The sequence below is a fragment of the Propioniciclava sinopodophylli genome, from assembly GCF_004324755.1.
GTDB lineage: Bacteria > Actinomycetota > Actinomycetes > Propionibacteriales > Propionibacteriaceae > Propioniciclava > Propioniciclava sinopodophylli.
This window is the reverse complement of sequence record NZ_SDMQ01000001.1, coordinates 438064-454813: the sequence shown is the minus strand read 5'-3', so window position 1 is coordinate 454813 and position 16750 is coordinate 438064. Positions and strand designations below refer to the sequence as shown.

Here is a 16750-nt window from a genome sequence, read left to right as displayed (position 1 = left end):
GGGTGTGCGCGGCGGCGACCCCAGCGCCACAGCGATGGGATCGCCGCCTCGAACTGCACACCCAGGGCGCCCGGTAGCCTCGTGACATGGCACGACCACGCAACCTGGCCGCCGCCCTCGCCTCCGCGGCCCTGCTGGCCGGCTGCTCCGCGCCTGCGACCCAGACCCCGAGCGCGCCCGTGGCCCCCACCACCTCCACCCCCGGAACAACCCCCGTCCCGGCCACGCCCAGCGCGGCCGGGACGCCCGCGTCCGAGCCACGGCTGGGGCCGGACGGGCGCCCGTTCGTCGTCACCGAGGTCGCCGACTTCGCCGAGCCCTGGGCGATGGCGTTCCTGCCCGGCACGGACTGGCTGGCGATCACCGAGCGCTCCGGCACGATGCACCTGCGTGACCAGGCCAGCGGCCGGCTGCTGGAGGTGGCCGGGGTTCCCGACGTCGTCGACGCGGGTCAGGGCGGGTTGGGTGACATCGTCCCCGGCCCGACCTACGGGTCGGACGCCACCGTTTACCTCAGCTGGATCGAGCGGGGCGACGGGGGCACCGGAGCCGTCGTCGGCCGGGCCCGCCTCCTCGTGGAGGGGGACGCCCCCCGCCTCGACGGGCTCGAGGTCATCTGGCGGCAGACCCCCAAGACCTCCGGCAACGGGCACTTCAGCCACCGCCTGGCGTTCTCCCCCGACGGGCAGTACCTGTTCGTCAGCTCGGGTGACCGCCAGAAGATGGAGCCCGCCCAGGACCTCGGCAGCGGCCTGGGCAAGATCATGCGCCTCACGCCCGACGGCGCCCCCGCCCCCGGCAACCCGTTCGCCGACCGGGGCTCCCCCTCGGACGAGATCTGGAGCTACGGCCACCGCAACCCGCTGGGGCTGGCCTTCGACGCCGAGGGCCGCCTGTGGTCCAGCGAGATGGGCGCCCAGGGCGGCGACGAGGTCAACCTCATCGAGCAGGGCGCGAACTACGGCTGGCCGCGGGCGTCCAACGGGTCGCACTACGGCGGCGGGGACATCCCCGACCACGTCGAGGGCGACGGCTTCACCGCCCCCAAGGTGTGGTGGACGCCGTCGATCTCGCCGGGCTCGTTGATGATCCACTCCGGCGAGCAGTTCCCGCAGTGGGCCGGCGACGCGTTCGTGGGAGCCCTGTCGGGCCAGGCCCTGATCCGGGTCGACCTCGACGGCGAGGACGCCACCCAGGGCGACCTGTGGGAGATGGGCCAGCGCATCCGCGCGGTGACCGAGGCCCCCGACGGCTCGATCTGGCTGCTGGAGGACGCCCCCGGTGGCCGTCTGCTGCAGCTGACCGCCCCCTGATCACGCCCGCCGGGGACGCTCAGCGGCTGACCTCGACGACCGCGTGGGCACCACGTTCGGCGTCCACCATCACGTGGGAAACCACCGGGTAGTGGCCCGGCTCGGGGAACGTCAGCTCCACGAACCCGCCCTGGGCGGGCAGCAGCGGCAGCACCTGCGCGCCGCCGTCGGACGCCCCGAACGCGCCCTCGCCGCGGCGCAGCGTGTAGGTGCCCTCGGTCCAGGACGTGTCGAACTGGCCCCCCACGACGTGGAACGAGCTCGGCCGGTTGGGCCCGGCGTCCAGCACCCAGAACCGCACCCGCTCGCCCACCCGCACGCGGAAGGGCTGCTGGTCGTACTGGTTGGCGACGCCGTTGAAGACGACCCGGTCGGGGCGCTCGGCGTTGATCTTGTCGACGTCGACCTCGAGGGCCTCCTCGGGGGTGTGCGCCGCGTTGGCGAGGAACACCTCCGACTGCACCAGCACGTAGCTGTGGTCGACCGCGGGCAATCCCTCGGGCTCGATGACGACCGCCCCGTGCATGCCGGCGGCGATGTGCGTCGACATCGGCATGGTCGAGCAGTGGTACATCCAGATGCCGGCGCGGGTGGCGGTGAACCGGTAGACGAGCGACTCCCCCGGCGGGATCGTCCGCATGGGCCGGTCGGGCGCGAGCGCCCCGGCGTGGAAGTCGATCGAATGCCCGATGGTGCCGTCGTTGACCAGCGTGACTTCGAACACGTCGCCGACGCGGCCGTGCAGGGTCGGCCCGACGGAGCCGCCGTTGAACGTCCAGCGGGTCTGCCACAGGCCGGGCGCTACCTCCAGGGGCACCTCGGTCACCGTGAACGTGACCCGGTGCACCCTCTCCTCGCCCAGCGGCGCCAAGGCGGGGTCGACGACGCGGGACAGCGTGGCGTCCGGCACCGCCGGGATCGCTCCCGCATGCGCCGTGCCGTGCCCCGCGTGGCCACCCGCGGCGTCCGCGGGTGTGACGGCCGGCGCCTCGCCCTCGACGACGATGTCGAGCACCATGCCCATCTGACGGTGCCCGGCGACGCTGCACCAGCCCCGCGTCGGGGCGCCGATGACGCCGGCGTCCAGCTCGGCGGTCTCGCCGGGCTGCAGCCGGGGCGTCCGAGCGGCGCCGACGAGGAGGTCGTGGGCGGTGGTCGCGTCCGCGTTGCGCAGCACCACGACGAGCCGGTCGCCGCGCGGCACCGTGATGCGGCTGGGCGTGTAGGACATGCCCTCCGCGACGACCTCGACCCGGGTGGTGTTGCCCGTCGGCGCCACCTCGGACGCCGTGGGCGCGGCCACAGCGGTGGACAGGCCGGCGGCGGACGGGTCGACGCCGACGCCGACCGTCAGCGCGAGGACGAGCGCCGTCACGGCCGCGATGGCCTGGCCGCCCGACCAGAGGCGCCGCTCCGGCTCGGCCGGGCGCCCGGCGGGCCGCGGGCCGTCGGCGGCCAGCTCCCGCCGCGCCTTCGCGGACGCCTTGGCCCCCTGCACCAGCAGGGGCAAGAACAGCGCCAACGCCAGCACCACCAGCGAGGAGACGGTGACCCGCACCCACGACGGGGCAGGCAGCAGCCAGAGCAGCAGCCCGGCGTTGACGACGACGAGCCGCCACAGGGCCCAGCGGTCGAACCACGCCTGCCCGGCGCGGACGACGGAGGGCCCGCCGCCCAGCACGCTCGGGATCAGGTACGACAGCGCCCCGGACAACAGCTGCGCGGCGAAGCCGACGGCGAACACGGCCGCCAACGTCAGGGAGGCGTCCGTCACGGCGGCCCACTCCCCGGTGGTGGCCAGCAGGCACCCGACCCAGCTCAGGCCCACGACGGCCCACACGAGCGCGGCGAGCACGGACGCCGGCGCGAACTCCCGGAGCCCCTTGGCCCGCAGCGGCACCGCGAGCGCCCGGCCCCACCACGCCAGCCCGCCGACGTAGGCGGCCAGGCCGGTCAGCGCGAGCGGGCGCCAGCCGAGCAGCGCCCCGGCGACGAGCACCGCGAGGCCGCAGGCCAGCAGCGGCAGCGCCTGGCGTGCCAGCGCCTCGGCGCGGTCGTCCATGCGGGTGCGCAGCATTGTGGGCCAGAAGGTGACGAGGGTGCCCGTGACGGTGAACCCGACCCACCCGAGCAGGTTGAGGGCCATGTGGGCGGTCAGCAATCGGCCGTGGGCGTCCTCGGACAGGCCGGACGCCAGCGTGGCGCCCAACCCGGCGCCGACCGGCAGGCAGAGGGCGGCGGCAATGTAGTAGTGGGTGACGACGCGGAACCTGTTCGGCAACGCACCGCGCATGGTGTGCACCAGGTGGGCGGCGTGCCACAGCACCGCCGCCGACGCCAGCGAGGCCCCTACCACGACGAGCCACCACCGCTCCCAGGGCACGCCCACGAACACCAGCAGCGAGCCGACGCCGAGCAGCCCGATCCGGACGCCCTGGCGGCGGCGTCCGGCCTCGTCGGGCGGCGAGCGCAGCAGGGTGTGCGCGAAGTGCTCGCTCCACACCAGCGCCGAGTGCGACAGGGCGCCGAGCAGGACCAGGTGCACCATCAGCCAGCTCGACGACGGCACCCAGCGGTGCACGACGGTCAGCACGAGCGCGGCGAAGAGCCAGCCGAGGGCGACGTGGTCGCGCAGACGGCGGGTGCGGCCGGCGGGGCGTCCGGCCTCACTCACCGCGGACCACCACCCCGACGGCCGTGACAACGAACAGCAGCAGCGCGACGACGGTGCCGACCGAGCCGACCTCCCAGAGGGGGCCGCGGCCGGTGAGGTCGCCCACCACGCGGGCCGCCAGCGCGGTGTTCAGCACGACGAGCGGCAGCCAGAGCGCCGGCCGGTACGGCAGCGGCCGGCCGAGGACGGTGGGGAAGATGATCGGCGCGTGGGCCATGATCATGGACATTCCGAATCCGAGGAAGGTGGCGTGGATGGCGATGTCGTACGCCGCGTCGGTCGCCGGGACGCCGCCGACCAGCCAGGTCAGGCCGGCCACCGCGAGCCAGCCGTAGCCGCCGAGCAGGGCGGCCCCGTTGTAGCGGCGCAGCCCGTCGGCGCGGACCATGCGCCGCGCCACGTCGTCGCGCAGCAACCAGGCGGCGACCACGACGAGGCCGAGTCCCAGCGCGCGGGCGCCGGCGTCCGGCCACACGACGGTGGCGGACGCCGCGAGCGCCACCCACGACCCCAGCACCACCAGCGTCGGGACGGCCCGGCGCCCCATCGCCAACTGCGCCAGCTCGGCGCGCTCGGCGGCGATGGTGAGCACGAGGAAGCCGGTCAGCAGCCCGATGAGGGCGGCGACGTCGACGACCAGCCACAGCGCGGCGGCCGCCGCGGCGAGCACGACCGACAGCGCCTGCACGGCGACCAGCGGCAGCGGCGCGCGGCGCCACAGGCCGAGGAGGACCGCCAGGAAGAGCAGGCAGCCCTGCACGAGCAGCAGCTGCCCGATGAGGTGCTGGCCGAGCACCAGCGCGACCCCGCCGGCGCCCAGCACGCCCGGGGCCAGGTACGCCCACGGCTGCCGCAGGGCCTGGGCGCGCTCGAGCGCGATGAGGGTGCCCATGAAGCCGAGCACCATCACCATGCCGTGAACGTCGGGCAGGTGCGTCGCCCCGACCGGCGCCCACACGCCGACGGCGAGCAGCGCGGCGTCCAGCCCGGCCAGCAGGCAGGCACCGCCGAGCCCGAGCAGGGCGATCCGGCCCCGCGCCGCGCGCGGTCGGGACGCCGTGGGTCGCGGCTCGGCGGGCGCCTGCGTGGTCGTCACTGCGGCGCGATCAGACGCGGGCGAGCTTGAGGGTCCAGACGTCCGGGCCCTCCTCGAGGTAGGTGACCTCGATGGCATCGCCGTGCGCCTCGCGGACCTGCGCGAGCAGCGGCAGCGGGTCGTGGGGCGCGACGAGGGCCAGCGCGCGGCCGGGCGTCAGGGACGCGACCGAGCCGAGGATGGCCGCGTGGCGGATCGCATGCGGGATGGCGCGGGCGTCGAGGACGGGCAGCTCCTCGTCGTGGTGCGCGCAGCCGCAGGTGGCCTTCTTCTCGGTGATGGGCAGGTCGTTCATCGTTCTCCTCATGCTGGCGGTGGAGGTCCGGACAGGTGGAGGGCGGCCCCTTGAGTCCGGTGAGGGGCCACCCTCACGCTATTTATACACCTTCGGCTGTAGAAATACGAGTACACTGGCCACGTGGACCGCCACCGACTCGGACCGGCTCCCGCCAGCACGCAGGAGCCACTCAGTCCCTCCCGCGCGCGCGTCGCGTCCGCGCTGGACGAACTCGGCCCCGACGCCACGCTGTCCACGCTGGCCGCGCGCCTGGGCGGCCACCCCAACGCGACCCGCCAGCACCTCGACGGCCTGGCCGCCGACGGGCACGCCACCTCCACACCCCTCGCCGCGGGCGGGCGCGGGCGTCCGGCCCAGGGCTGGTCGCTGACGGCGTCCGGACGCCGCGCGCTCGCCGGGGACGCCGCCGACACCGCCTACGCCGAGCTCGTCGACGCCATCGCCGACCGGCTCGCCGGCCTGCCGGACGCCCGCGCCGAGGCCCACGCGATCGGCCGCGCGTGGGGTGAGCGCCGCCGCGGTCGCGCGCTGTTCGACGTGCTGGACGAGCTGGGGTTCGCGCCCGAGCCCGACCCGGACACCCCCGGCACCACCCGGCTGCTGTCCTGCCCCATCCTCGCCTCGGCCCGCGAGCATCCCGAGGTGATGTGCGCGATCCACCAAGGGCTCGTCCAGGGCACCCTCGGCCACGACCGCGTCCGCCTGCTGCCGTTCGCCGAGATCGGGGCCTGCCGCCTCGAAGTGCACACCAGCCCCCGACCAGGGGTTGCCGGCATGCGACCCAAACGAGATTGACGGCCCTGGTCGCCCACATCATCTGCACGCCCTCGTGGCCCCGATCCCGCGGCTCACGCCCGTGCACCGTCGGGTGGATTTCGCGCAATCGCCGCGCGTCCACCCCGGCGGCGGGCAGAACCGACTCGCAGTACCGCGCAACCTACGCTACCGTAGGTTCATCCCACCGCGAGGAGTCACCATGCCCCAGCACCCGACCATCATCCAGGGCGGCATGGGCGTCGCCGTGTCGTCGTGGCGCCTGGCCAACGCTGTCGCGCGCGCCGGCCAGCTGGGCGTCGTGTCCGGCACCGGGCTCGACGGCGTCGTCGCCCGCGTGCTGCAGGACGGCGACCCCGGCGGCCACGTCCGCCGCGCGCTCGCCCACTTCCCCGTTCCGGAGATCGCCGAGCGGGTCATGAACGCGTACTACCTCCCCGAGGGCCGGGCCGAGGGCCAGCCCTACCGCCCGCACCCCACGCTCACCATCGCCCCCACGCGTGCGGCCATCGAGCTGAGCCTCGTGGGCAACTTCGCCGAGGTGTGGCTGGCCAAGGAGGGCCACGACGGCGTCGTGGGCATCAACTTCCTGCAGAAGATCCAGACCGCCACGCTGTCGGCCACCTTGGGCGGCATGCTCGCCGGGGTGGACTACGTGCTGATGGGCGCGGGCATCCCCAAGGAGATGCCGCGCGTGCTCACCGAGTTCGCGGCCGGACGCCCCGGGCGGATGACCATCGAGGTCGACAACCAGACCAAGATCCACACCGCCGTACTCGACCCGGTGACCTTCCTCGGCGAGCCGCTGCCCCCGATGAAGCGCCCCGAGTTCCTCGCGATCATCTCCCTGCACGTGCTGGGCGGCTACCTCGCCCGCGACCCCGAGATCCGCCCCGACGGGTTCGTCGTCGAGGGCCCCGTCGCCGGCGGCCACAGCGCCCCACCGCGCGGCAAGCTGATCCTTGACGAGCTGGGCCAGCCCATCTACTCCCCCAAGGACGACGCCGACATCGCCAAGATGGTCGCCCTCGGGCTGCCGTTCTGGATGGCCGGCGCCTGGTCCACACCCGAGCGGGTCGCCGAGGCGATCAAGGCCGGCGCCCAGGGCGTCCAGTGCGGCACGATCTTCGCGCTGGCGTCCGAGTCGGGCCTCACCGACGCGATCCGGGGCCAGCTGCTGGAAGAGCTGCGCGCCGGCACGCTGCAGGTGAAGAACGACGCGCTCGCCTCCCCGACGGGCTTCCCGTTCAAGGTGGCCCGCCTGGACGGCACGCTGTCGGAGCAAGAGGTCTACGAGGCCCGCAACCGCATCTGCGACCTCGGCTACCTGCGCCAGCCCGCCGAGACCCCCGACGGCAAGGTCGTCTACCGGTGCGCCTCCGAGCCGGTGCACATGTACGTCAAGAAGGGCGGCGACATCGCGGAGACGGTCGGCCGCAAGTGCCTGTGCAACGCCCTGTTCGCCAACATCGGCATGCCCCAGCGCCGCAAGGACGGCTACGTCGAGGACCCGGCCATCACCCTGGGCTCCGACCTGACCGGCGCCCGCGGCCTGCTCGCCGAGCACCCCGCGGGGTGGACGGGCACCGAGGCCGTCACCTACCTGCTGCGCGACGCGGCCACCGGCGCCGCCTGAGGCCGTGGGACGCCGCCGCGCGCGTCCGCCCCTGCCGCAGCGGGACGGACTGGACGCCGTCCGGGTGCGGACGCCCGCCCGGGTCGGCGACGAGCCCGCGCCGTGGGCCACGCTGGACGCCTTCCTGCGCGACCGGCTGCCTGGGCGCGTCCCGGTCGACGCCTGGCTGGCCGAGGGTCGGTTCGTGGACGCCGCGGGCCACCCGATCGCGCCGGGCACGCCCTACACCTCGGCCACGTTCGTCTGGTTCCACAAGGACCCGCCTGAGGACCCCGAGCCGGACGACCTCGCCGTGCTGCACCGCGACGACCGGATCGTGGTGGTCGACAAGCCGCACTTGCTGGCGACCATCCCGCGCGGGGAGCACGTCAACTCCTCAGCGCTGGTGAAGCTGCGCCGCCAGCTCGGCCTGCCCGACCTCGCGCCCGCCCACCGGCTGGACCGGCTCACCGCGGGCATCCTGCTGTTCACCGTGCGTCGGGAGCACCGGGCCGCCTACCAGGGGTTGTTCGCCGAGCGGCGGGCTGCCAAGACGTACGAGGCCCTCGCGGCCGCGCTGCCCGCCCTGGCCGCGCCGACCGTCGTGGAGAGCCACATCGTGAAGCGGCGCGGCTCGCTGCAGGCCGTCGAGGTGCCGGACGCCGAGCCGAACGCCCGCACCGTGGTGACGCTGGTGGAGTCGCGCGGCGACGTGGGCCGCTACCGACTGGAGCCGACCACGGGGCGCACGCACCAACTGCGCGTCCACCTGAACGGGCTCGGCGCGCCCATCATCGGCGACCCGCTCTACCCGGTCGTGACGGAGCCCCCCGAAGAGCCGGGGCCCCCGCTGCGCCTGGTCGCGCGCACGCTCGCGTTCACCGACCCCCTCGACGGCGATGCCCGGGAGTTCACCTCCCGGGCACCGCTGGACTGGCCGTAGCCGATCACTCGTCGGCGACGCGCCTCCCGCGTTGGTTGCGGTCGCGCCAGTCGTCGACCTCCTCCTCGACCGCGTCGGCGATGTTGGCGCCGAACTCGCCTGGCGCTCCGCCACCCTGCACGAGGGTGGACGCCGCGGTCTTGGCCGGGGCCGCGGTGTGGCCGCGGCGGTTGATGAACCGCTCGACGCGGCCGGCGGCGACGGTGAGGAGCCAGTTGATCAGCACGAAGATGATGCCCACCACGATGTAGGCGGCGATCACGTTGCCGTGGCGCGAGCCCAGCTGGCGGGCGGCGGCGATCAGCTCGGGGTAGGTGATCGCGGTGCCGAGCGCGCTGTCCTTCAGGATGACGACGAGCTGGCTCATCAGCGCCGGCAGCATCGCGGTCAGCGCCTGCGGCAGCTCGATCGAGCGCAGGGTCTTCGCCGAGGTCAGGCCGATGGCAAGGCCGGCCTCACGCTGCCCCTTGGGCAGCTGGTGGACGCCCGAGCGCACCAGCTCGGCGATGACCGAGCCGTTGTAGAGCGTCAAGCCGACGATGACGGCCCAGAAGGACGCCGTCTGGCCGGGCATGCCGAAGTTGCGTGCCATGAAGAAGAACAGGAACGTCATCATCAGCAGGACGGGCACGGACCGGAAGAACTCCACGATGACGCCGCATGCCCAGCGCAGGGGCCTGGCCTGCGACAGGCGACCCATGCCGAAGATGAGTCCGAACACGATCGCGAACACGACCGACACCAGCGCGGCCTGGAGGGTCCTCCAGAGGCCGGGCAGCAGGTACTGCGTCCAGGTCTGACCCTCGAGGAAGGGCGTCCAAAGCTGGGGCTCGAGCTGGGCGGTCTCGTACAGGCGCCAGATGAAGGCGCCGAAAATGCCGGCGGCCAGCAGGAGGCCGAGCACCGTGAGGATGGCGTGGCGACGGCGGGCCTTGGGGCCGGGCGCGTCGAACAGGACGGCTTGTGCGCTCATCGCTTCACCGCCAGGCGGCGCGACATCTCGGTGAAGCCGACGCCGATCGGGAGGGTCAGGATGACGAAGCCAAGGGCGAAGATGAAGAACACCAGCAGGGATCCGGTCTCGTTCTCGACGATCGTCTTCATCATCGCCGAAGCCTCTTGGCTGCCGATGATCGAGGCGACCGTCGTGTTCTTGATGAGCGCGATCAGCACCGAGCCCAGGGGGGCGATGGCGCCGCGGAACGCCTGGGGCAGGATCACCTGCGACAGCGACTGGGTGAAGGTGAGCCCGATCGCCCGCGCCGCCTCGGCCTGCCCGACCGGCACCGTGTTGACGCCGGAGCGCAGCGCCTCGCACACGAAGGCCGCGTGGTAGAGCGAGAGCCCGACGATGGCCCACAAGAAGATCTGCGTCCGCAGCGGGGCGCTCGCCGGCGCCAGCGACAACTGGAGGATGTAGAAGGCGCCCAGCACGCAGAAGACCAGGATCAGGGTCAGGGGCGTGTTCCGGGCGACGTTGACGTAGAGCGCGCCGAGCTTCTGCAGCACGGCCACCGGAGACACGCGCATGATGGCCAGGATCGTGCCGAGTGCGAGCGACCCCAGCGCGGCCCAGAAGGACAACTGAATGGTCATCCAGAAGGCGCCGAGGATGTCGTACCGGGTGAGGATGTCGAGCATGCGCCCTCCGGGTAGTAGGGAATAGCGTCCTGAGGTCCCTGAGGTGCGAGCGGAGCGAGCCTCGAAGGCCCGTCCGTCACACCTCAGGGAAGCCGGTCAGCGGATCAGGAGCAGGCGGCCGGGGTCGGCGGGTTGCCGGGGCCGGCGGTGTAGTCGGCCGCGCCGAGGGTCTTCTCGATCGCAGCCTCCCAGGCACCCTCGGAGACCATCTTGGTGATGGCGGCGTTGACCTGCTCGCAGAGCGCGGTGTCGCCCTTCTTGAGGCCGACACCGTAGTTCTCCGTGGTGAAGGGCTCACCGACGAGCTTCAGCTTGCCCGCGTACTGGGACTGGGCTGCGAAGCCGGCGAGGATCGTGTCGTCGGTGGTGACGGCGTCGATCGTGCCGTTCAGCAAGGCCGGCAGGCACTCGGAGTAGGTGCCGAACTCCTGGAGCTCGACGTCGGGGTAGGCGTCCTTGATCTTCTGGGCCGGGGTCGAACCGGTCACGGAGCACAGCTTCTTGCCGCCCAGGGTGTCCTGGCCGGTGATCGAGCTGTCGTCGGCGCGCACCAGCAGGCCCTGGCCGGCGATGAAGTACGGCCCTGCGAAGGAGACACGCTCCTTGCGCTTGTCGGTGATCGAGTAGGTGGCGAAGATCAGGTCGACCTGGTCGGTCTCGATGAGGGTCTCGCGCTGGGCGCTCGGGGACTCGATCCACTCGATGTCACCCTCCTCGTGGCCGAGCTCCTTGGCCACGAACTTGGCGACCTCGACGTCGAAGCCCGTGTAGCTGTCGCCCTCGCGCAGGCCCAGGCCGGGCTGGTCGAACTTGATGCCGATCTTGATGCCGTCTCCGCCGGCGGGGCCCCCGGTGGCGGCCGGGGTCGCCGCCCCGCCGCCGCACGCGGCGAGGGTGAGGGCCATACCCGCGGCAGCCGCGGTGGCGATCAGTCGTCGTGTGAACATGTGGTTCTCCTTCGTGTTTTTCCCGTGGGCTGCGTCGAGGCGACGCGGACAGGCTGTGGTGTCAGTGCGTCAGGATCTTGCCGAGGAAGTCCTTGGCACGGTCCGACTGCGGGTTGGTGAAGAACTCCTCGGGAGTGTTCTCCTCGACGATCTGGCCGTCGGCGAGGAACACCACGCGGTTCGCGGCCTTGCGGGCGAACCCCATCTCGTGGGTGACGACGACCATGGTCATGCCCGACTTCGCGAGCTGGATCATGACGTCGAGCACCTCGTTGATCATCTCGGGGTCCAGCGCGGAGGTCGGCTCGTCGAAGAGCATCACCTTGGGCTCCATGGCCAGGGCGCGGGCGATTGCGACGCGCTGCTGCTGGCCGCCGGAGAGCTGGGCAGGGTACTTGTTGGCCTGGTGGTCGACGCCGACGCGCTTGAGCAGCTCCATGGCCTTGGCGTCGGCGTCCGCCTTCTTCATGCCGCGCACCTTGATCGGCCCCAGCGTGACGTTCTCGAGGATCGTCTTGTGGGCGAACAGGTTGAACGACTGGAAGACCATGCCGACGTCGGAGCGGAGCTTGGCCAGGCCAGCACCCTCCTCGGGCAGGAGGACGCCGTCGATGGTGATCGTGCCGTCGGTGATGGTCTCGAGGCGGTTGATCGTCCGGATGAGCGTGGACTTGCCCGAACCCGACGGGCCGATGAGGACGACGACCTCACCCTTACCCACGGTCATGTTGATCTGCTTGAGGGCCTGCATGTCCCCGTAGTGCTTGTTCACGTCCTTCATGACGACCAACGGCTCTGGCATGGGGTGCAACCTACCCAGTCAGTGCCGGAGATGTCTGCCCCCAACGGCGCGGGGGCCGGTAACCATGCGATCACAATCCTGTTGCGCCGAGGGCTTGGGTTTCATCCGCCGAGGGCTTGGGTTTCGATGAAACCCAAGCCCTCGGCGGACGGAAGTGGAGCCCTCGGCGGACGGAAGTGGAGCCCTCGGCGGACGGAAGTGGAGCCCTCGGCTCTCAACGTGGTTCCCCCCTCGCAACGCGGAAACAATCAGCGTTTCGAGGGAGGAAGCGCGTTGTGAGGGTCAGAGGACCTCGCCCGGCGCGTAGGCGGCGCCCTCGGGGTGCTTGGCCGCCAGCTCGCGGACGCGCTCGACGACGGCGTGCACCTGGGCGGCGGCCGAGCCGGTGAGCTCGAGCGGGTTGGCCACGGCGGCGTCCAGCACCTCCCGGTCGACGCCCAGCCGCTCGTCGCCCGCGAGGCGGTCGAGCAGGTCGTTCTCCTTGAGGCCCTTCTGGCGCATCTCCAGCGCGACGGCGACGGCGTGCTCCTTGATGACCTCGTGCGCGACCTCGCGGCCGACACCGTGCTGGACGGCGGCCATCAGCACCTTCGTGGTGGTCAGGAAGGGCAGGTAGCGCTGCAGCTCGGCCTCGATGACCGCCGGGAAGGCGCCGAACTCGCCGAGCACGGTGAGGAAGGTCTCGAAGAGGCCGTCGATGGCGTAGAAGGCGTCGGGCAGCGCGACGCGGCGAACCACCGAGCAGGAGACGTCGCCCTCGTTCCACTGGTCGCCGGCCAGCTCGCCCACCATCGACAGGTAGCCGCGCAGCACGACCGCGAGGCCGTTGACGCGCTCGCACGAGCGGGTGTTCATCTTGTGCGGCATCGCCGACGAGCCGACCTGGCCCTCCTTGAACCCTTCGGTGACCAGCTCGGCGCCTGCCATGAGGCGGATCGACGTCGCCACGTTGGACGGCGCGGCCGCGACCTGGGTGAGCGCCGACAGCACGTCGACGTCGAGGGAGCGCGGGTAGACCTGGCCCGTCGAGGTGAGCACGCGCTCGAAGCCGAGGTGCTTGGCGACCCGCTGCTCCAGGTCGGCGAGCCTGGCGGAGTCACCACCGAGCAGGTCGAGCATGTCCTGGGCGGTGCCGACCGGGCCCTTGATGCCGCGCGCCGGGTAGCGCTCGATCAGGTTGTCGAGGCGGTCGTAGGCGACCAGCAGCTCGTCGATGGCGGTCGCGAAGCGCTTGCCCAGCGTGGTCATCTGGGCGGCCACGTTGTGCGACCGACCGGCCATCGCCGTGTCGCGGTACTGGACGGCCAAGCGGGACAGCGCCACCAGCACCGTCACCACGCGCTCGCGGACCAGCTTCAACGCGGCGAGCACCTGGTACTGCTCGACGTTCTCGGTCAGGTCGCGCGACGTCATGCCCTTGTGGACGTGCTCGTGCCCCGCGAGGTCGTTGAACTCCTCGATGCGGGCCTTCACGTCGTGGCGGGTGACGCGCTCACGCGCGGCGATCGAGTCGAGGTCGACCTGCTCCAGCACGCGGTTGTAGTCGGCGAGCACTGCGTCGGCGTCCGCCCCACCGAAGTCGACACCCAGGTCGCGCTGCGCCTCGATGACGGCCAGCCAGAGCCGGCGCTCGGCGACGATCTTGTGCTCGGGGCTCCACAGGTCGCGCATCGCGGGCGACGCGTAGCGGGTGGCCAGCACGTTGGGGACGGTCATGGTGCTCCTCGGTTCAGGGCGAGTGGTGGCCCGAGCATTCTCCCACGGCGCTCAGGTCAGGGACGCCGCAAGCTGAACAAGAGCCGGTGGGTCATCGGTCGTCCTCGAGCGAGCGGATGATGTCGGTGATGCCGTCGGGGTAGACATCCCGCCCGTCCAGTTCTGCGATCGGCCACCAGCCGGCCTGGGTGGGGGCGTCGGGCACCCGGACGCGGCGCTCGACCGGCCACGCGTCGAAGCCGGGCGAGGCCACCTCGAAGACGTGCACGACCTCGTGGGCGGGCCGGCCCTGCCACGTGAAGATGTTGTCGAGGCAGCCCAGCGAACGGACGGCCTCCACCTCGACGTCGAGCTCCTCCCGGAACTCCCGGGACAGCCCCTCAACCACCCGCTCGCCGAACTCGAGCCCGCCGCCGAGCGCCCGCAGGAAGGAGCCCTGCCACGCGTCGCCGGGGTACTCCTCGAGGAGCACGTGCCCGTCGCGGACCACCAACCCGACGACCAGGTTGCGGATGCGCTCCTCGGTGACCCCCATCAGAGCGCGGGCGTCGAGATCTTCCCTGACGCCGCGCGCTCGGCAATGTCGCGACGGCAGAAGAGGGTGGGGGCGTCCAGTTCGTCGATGGCGGCGTAGGCGGCCGCGCGGGCAGCACTCAGGTCGGCGCCGCGCCCGACCACGCCCAGCACCCGACCGCCGGACGCCGTGAGCGCGGCCTCGCCCCCTGCCGTGCCCGCGTGCGCGATGTGGACCGCGTCGTCGGAGCCGAACAGGCGCGGCCCGGCGATGGACCCGCCCTTGGCCGGGACGCCCGGGTATCCGTCGGCGGCCAGCACGACGATGACGGCGGAGTCGGGCGACCACGCCAGCTCCCCCACCTCGGCGAGCCGGCCGGTGGAGGCGGCGTCCAGCACTTCACCAAGCGGGGACTCCAGCAGCGACAGCACCGCCTGGGTCTCGGGGTCGCCGAAGCGGCAGTTGAACTCGACCACCCGCAGCCCGCGCGAGGTGAGGGCCAGGCCGGCGTAGAGCAGGCCGGTGAACGGGGTGCCGCGGCGGGCCATCTCGTCGACGGTCGGCTGCACGACGTCGCGCATGATCGCCTCGACCAGGCCGTCGGGCGCCCACGGCAGCGGCGTGTACGCGCCCATGCCGCCGGTGTTGGGGCCCGCGTCGCCGTCGCCGACGCGCTTGAAGTCCTGGGCCGGCTGCAACGGAAGCGCGGTCACCCCGTCGGTGATCGCGAACAGGGACACCTCAGGACCGTCGAGGTACTCCTCGACGATGGCGGGCAGGGCGTCGGCGGCGTGCTCGAGCGCGGCGTCCCGGTCGGGGGTGACGATGACGCCCTTGCCCGCGGCCAGGCCGTCCTGCTTCACGACGTAGGGAGGGCCGAAGCGGTCGATCGCCGCGGCGACCTCGTCGACGGTGGTGCAGTAGACCGACGCCGCGGTGGGGACGCCGGCGGCCTCCATGATCTGCTTGGCGAATTGCTTGGACCCCTCGATCTGTGCGGCCTCAGCCGACGGGCCGAAGCAGGCGATGCCGGCAGCGCGCACGGCGTCGGCGACCCCGGCGACCAGTGGCGCCTCAGGCCCGACGACCACCAGGTTCGCGCCGATCTCGCGGGCGAGCGCCACGACGGCGCCGGAGTCCGAGGCGTCGACGGCGTGATTCGTCGCGACGGCCGCGGTGCCGGGGTTGCCCGGGGCGACGTGGAGGCCGACGACGGAGGGATCACGGTGAAGGGCGAGCGCGAGCGCATGCTCGCGGCCCCCGTTGCCGAGGACGAGGACGGTCAGTTCACGAGCCACGCCGACACCCTATCGAGCGACGCGGCGCGGCGTGTTGCAGCAACCAGTTGCCCGGTGTTTGTCAACGCGTAACCAAACACACCACAACGCGTCGCTCGGGCGACCTAGCTTCAGCCACGTGACCACGACCCACATGGCAGCTGCCGGGGCCGGCCCCCTCCACGCGGAGCCACCCCGCAGGAAGCGGGGCTGGAACTGGCGCGAGATCGGTTTGGCTGCCCTGTTGCTGGCGCCGAACCTCGCGTTGCTGGTCGTCTTCACCTATCGGCCGCTCGTCGACAACATCCGGTTGTCGTTCTACAACTGGAACATCTCGTCGCCGCGCATGCGGTTCGTCGGTCTGGGCAACTACGTCGAGTGGTTCACCTCGTCGGACTCGTGGACCATCATGGCCAACACGGTCATCTTCACGGTCGCCGCCGTCGCGGGTTCGATGGTGCTGGGCCTGGCCCTCGCGCTGCTGTTGGACCAGAAGCTGTTCGGCCGCGGCGCCGTCCGCTCCCTGGTCTTCGCACCGTACGTGATCTCCGGGGCAGCCATCGGCGTCGCCTTCCAGTTCGTGTTCGACCCCAACTTCGGCCTGATTCAGGACCTCCTCGACAAGGTCGGCGTCACAGCCCCGAACTTCTACCAGAACTCGGGTTGGGCGTTGTTCATGGTGACCGCGACCTACATCTGGAAGAACCTCGGCTACGTCTTCGTCATCTACCTCGCTGCCCTGCAGGGCCGGCGCAAGGACCTCGACGAGGCGTCCGAGATCGACGGCACTTCGCCCACACGGCACTTCTTCCGCGTGGTCCTCCCCCAGCTGCGGCCCACCACCTTCTTCCTCTCGGTGACGGTGCTGCTCAGCTCGTTCCAGGTCTTCGACATCATCCAAGCGATGACCCAAGGCGGCCCGCTGGGCATCGGCACCACCACCATCGTGTTCCAGGTGTACCAGGAGACCTTCGTGAACTCACGGGCAGGCTACGGCGCGACCGTCGCGACGATCATGTTCACCATCGTGCTGGTCATCACGCTGATCCAGGTCCGCCTCCAAGACGGGAACGACGCATGACGAACCCCACCGCGAGGCGGACCGGGACCGAGGCACCTGTCAGGCGTACCAGATCGGCC

15 protein-coding genes are annotated in these 16750 nt (G+C 72.0%); 5 read left to right on the top strand and 10 right to left on the bottom strand.

What is annotated here, in order from left to right:
- The first annotated feature begins 86 nt into the window (after positions 1–86).
- Positions 87–1313, top strand: a complete 1227-nt coding sequence (locus tag ET989_RS02230) for a PQQ-dependent sugar dehydrogenase (RefSeq protein WP_131166899.1) — start codon at positions 87–89, stop codon at positions 1311–1313.
- 19 nt (positions 1314–1332) lie between these two features.
- Here the strand turns inward: ET989_RS02230 and ET989_RS02225 are convergent, their stop codons facing one another.
- Genes ET989_RS02225 through ET989_RS02215 form a run of 3 tightly spaced genes read right to left on the bottom strand, consistent with a single transcriptional unit; the run spans position 1333 to position 5378 of the window.
- Positions 1333–3987: a multicopper oxidase domain-containing protein gene (locus tag ET989_RS02225; RefSeq protein ID WP_131166898.1), complete on the bottom strand. Its 2655-nt coding sequence runs from the start codon at positions 3985–3987 to the stop codon at positions 1333–1335.
- Positions 3980–5083 carry a hypothetical protein gene (locus tag ET989_RS02220; RefSeq protein WP_241656170.1) on the bottom strand — a complete coding sequence of 368 codons (1104 nt, stop codon included), beginning with the start codon at positions 5081–5083 and terminating at the stop codon, positions 3980–3982. The genes ET989_RS02225 and ET989_RS02220 overlap by 8 nt, the downstream gene beginning before the upstream one ends.
- A 10-nt stretch (positions 5084–5093) precedes the next feature.
- Positions 5094–5378 (bottom strand): DUF2249 domain-containing protein, encoded by a 285-nt coding sequence (locus tag ET989_RS02215; protein WP_131166897.1) that lies wholly within the window; start codon positions 5376–5378, stop codon positions 5094–5096.
- A gap of 123 nt (positions 5379–5501) precedes the next feature.
- Here ET989_RS02215 and ET989_RS02210 point away from each other — a divergent pair, with 123 nt between their 5' ends.
- The 3 genes from ET989_RS02210 (at position 5502) to ET989_RS02200 (ending at position 8713) form a co-directional block, all read left to right on the top strand.
- Positions 5502–6176 (top strand): helix-turn-helix transcriptional regulator, encoded by a 675-nt coding sequence (locus ET989_RS02210; protein WP_131166896.1) that lies wholly within the window; start codon positions 5502–5504, stop codon positions 6174–6176.
- A gap of 181 nt (positions 6177–6357) precedes the next feature.
- Positions 6358–7791 (top strand): nitronate monooxygenase, encoded by a 1434-nt coding sequence (locus ET989_RS02205; RefSeq protein ID WP_206662181.1) that lies wholly within the window; start codon positions 6358–6360, stop codon positions 7789–7791.
- A gap of 112 nt (positions 7792–7903) precedes the next feature.
- The gene (locus ET989_RS02200; protein WP_206662191.1) at positions 7904–8713 is read left to right on the top strand and encodes a pseudouridine synthase; all 810 of its coding nucleotides are present in this window, start codon (positions 7904–7906) and stop codon (positions 8711–8713) included.
- A 4-nt stretch (positions 8714–8717) separates the two neighbouring features.
- On the opposite strand, the gene ET989_RS02195 is transcribed toward ET989_RS02200, so the two are convergent.
- The 7 genes from ET989_RS02195 to purD all read right to left on the bottom strand — a co-directional run bounded on the left by ET989_RS02195 (position 8718) and on the right by purD (position 15619).
- On the bottom strand, positions 8718–9686 hold the full coding sequence (locus tag ET989_RS02195; RefSeq protein WP_131166894.1) for an amino acid ABC transporter permease: 969 nt from the start codon (positions 9684–9686) through the stop codon (positions 8718–8720).
- Entirely contained in the window at positions 9683–10354 is a 672-nt protein-coding gene (locus tag ET989_RS02190; protein ID WP_131166893.1) for an amino acid ABC transporter permease, read from the bottom strand. The genes ET989_RS02195 and ET989_RS02190 overlap by 4 nt, the downstream gene beginning before the upstream one ends.
- A 104-nt stretch (positions 10355–10458) precedes the next feature.
- A complete protein-coding gene (locus ET989_RS02185; protein WP_131166892.1) occupies positions 10459–11301 on the bottom strand; it encodes a glutamate ABC transporter substrate-binding protein in 843 nt (280 codons plus the stop codon).
- A gap of 61 nt (positions 11302–11362) precedes the next feature.
- On the bottom strand, positions 11363–12082 hold the full coding sequence (locus ET989_RS02180) for an amino acid ABC transporter ATP-binding protein (protein WP_421958204.1): 720 nt from the start codon (positions 12080–12082) through the stop codon (positions 11363–11365).
- Positions 12083–12385: 303 nt separating this feature from the next.
- A complete protein-coding gene (gene purB, locus ET989_RS02175; protein WP_131166890.1) occupies positions 12386–13819 on the bottom strand; it encodes an adenylosuccinate lyase in 1434 nt (477 codons plus the stop codon).
- A 91-nt stretch (positions 13820–13910) separates the two neighbouring features.
- Positions 13911–14354 carry an NUDIX hydrolase gene (locus tag ET989_RS02170; protein WP_131166889.1) on the bottom strand — a complete coding sequence of 148 codons (444 nt, stop codon included), beginning with the start codon at positions 14352–14354 and terminating at the stop codon, positions 13911–13913.
- Positions 14354–15619 (bottom strand): phosphoribosylamine--glycine ligase, encoded by a 1266-nt coding sequence (gene purD / locus ET989_RS02165; RefSeq protein ID WP_131166937.1) that lies wholly within the window; start codon positions 15617–15619, stop codon positions 14354–14356. Before purD ends, ET989_RS02170 begins: the two co-directional genes overlap by 1 nt.
- Positions 15620–15749: 130 nt before the next feature.
- Here purD and ET989_RS02160 point away from each other — a divergent pair, with 130 nt between their 5' ends.
- Entirely contained in the window at positions 15750–16691 is a 942-nt protein-coding gene (locus ET989_RS02160; RefSeq protein WP_206662180.1) for a carbohydrate ABC transporter permease, read from the top strand.
- Positions 16692–16750 lie beyond the last annotated feature (59 nt).

Coding starts and splice junctions, on each gene's coding strand:
- ET989_RS02230 (WP_131166899.1), top strand. CDS start 87: ATGGCACGACCACGCAACCTGGCCGCCGCCCTCGCCTCCGCGGCCCTG.
- ET989_RS02215 (WP_131166897.1), bottom strand. CDS start 5,378: ATGAACGACCTGCCCATCACCGAGAAGAAGGCCACCTGCGGCTGCGCG.
- ET989_RS02205 (WP_206662181.1), top strand. CDS start 6,358: ATGCCCCAGCACCCGACCATCATCCAGGGCGGCATGGGCGTCGCCGTG.
- ET989_RS02195 (WP_131166894.1), bottom strand. CDS start 9,686: ATGAGCGCACAAGCCGTCCTGTTCGACGCGCCCGGCCCCAAGGCCCGC.
- ET989_RS02190 (WP_131166893.1), bottom strand. CDS start 10,354: ATGCTCGACATCCTCACCCGGTACGACATCCTCGGCGCCTTCTGGATG.
- ET989_RS02185 (WP_131166892.1), bottom strand. CDS start 11,301: ATGTTCACACGACGACTGATCGCCACCGCGGCTGCCGCGGGTATGGCC.
- ET989_RS02180 (WP_421958204.1), bottom strand. CDS start 12,082: ATGAAGGACGTGAACAAGCACTACGGGGACATGCAGGCCCTCAAGCAG.
- purB (WP_131166890.1), bottom strand. CDS start 13,819: ATGACCGTCCCCAACGTGCTGGCCACCCGCTACGCGTCGCCCGCGATG.
- ET989_RS02170 (WP_131166889.1), bottom strand. CDS start 14,354: ATGGGGGTCACCGAGGAGCGCATCCGCAACCTGGTCGTCGGGTTGGTG.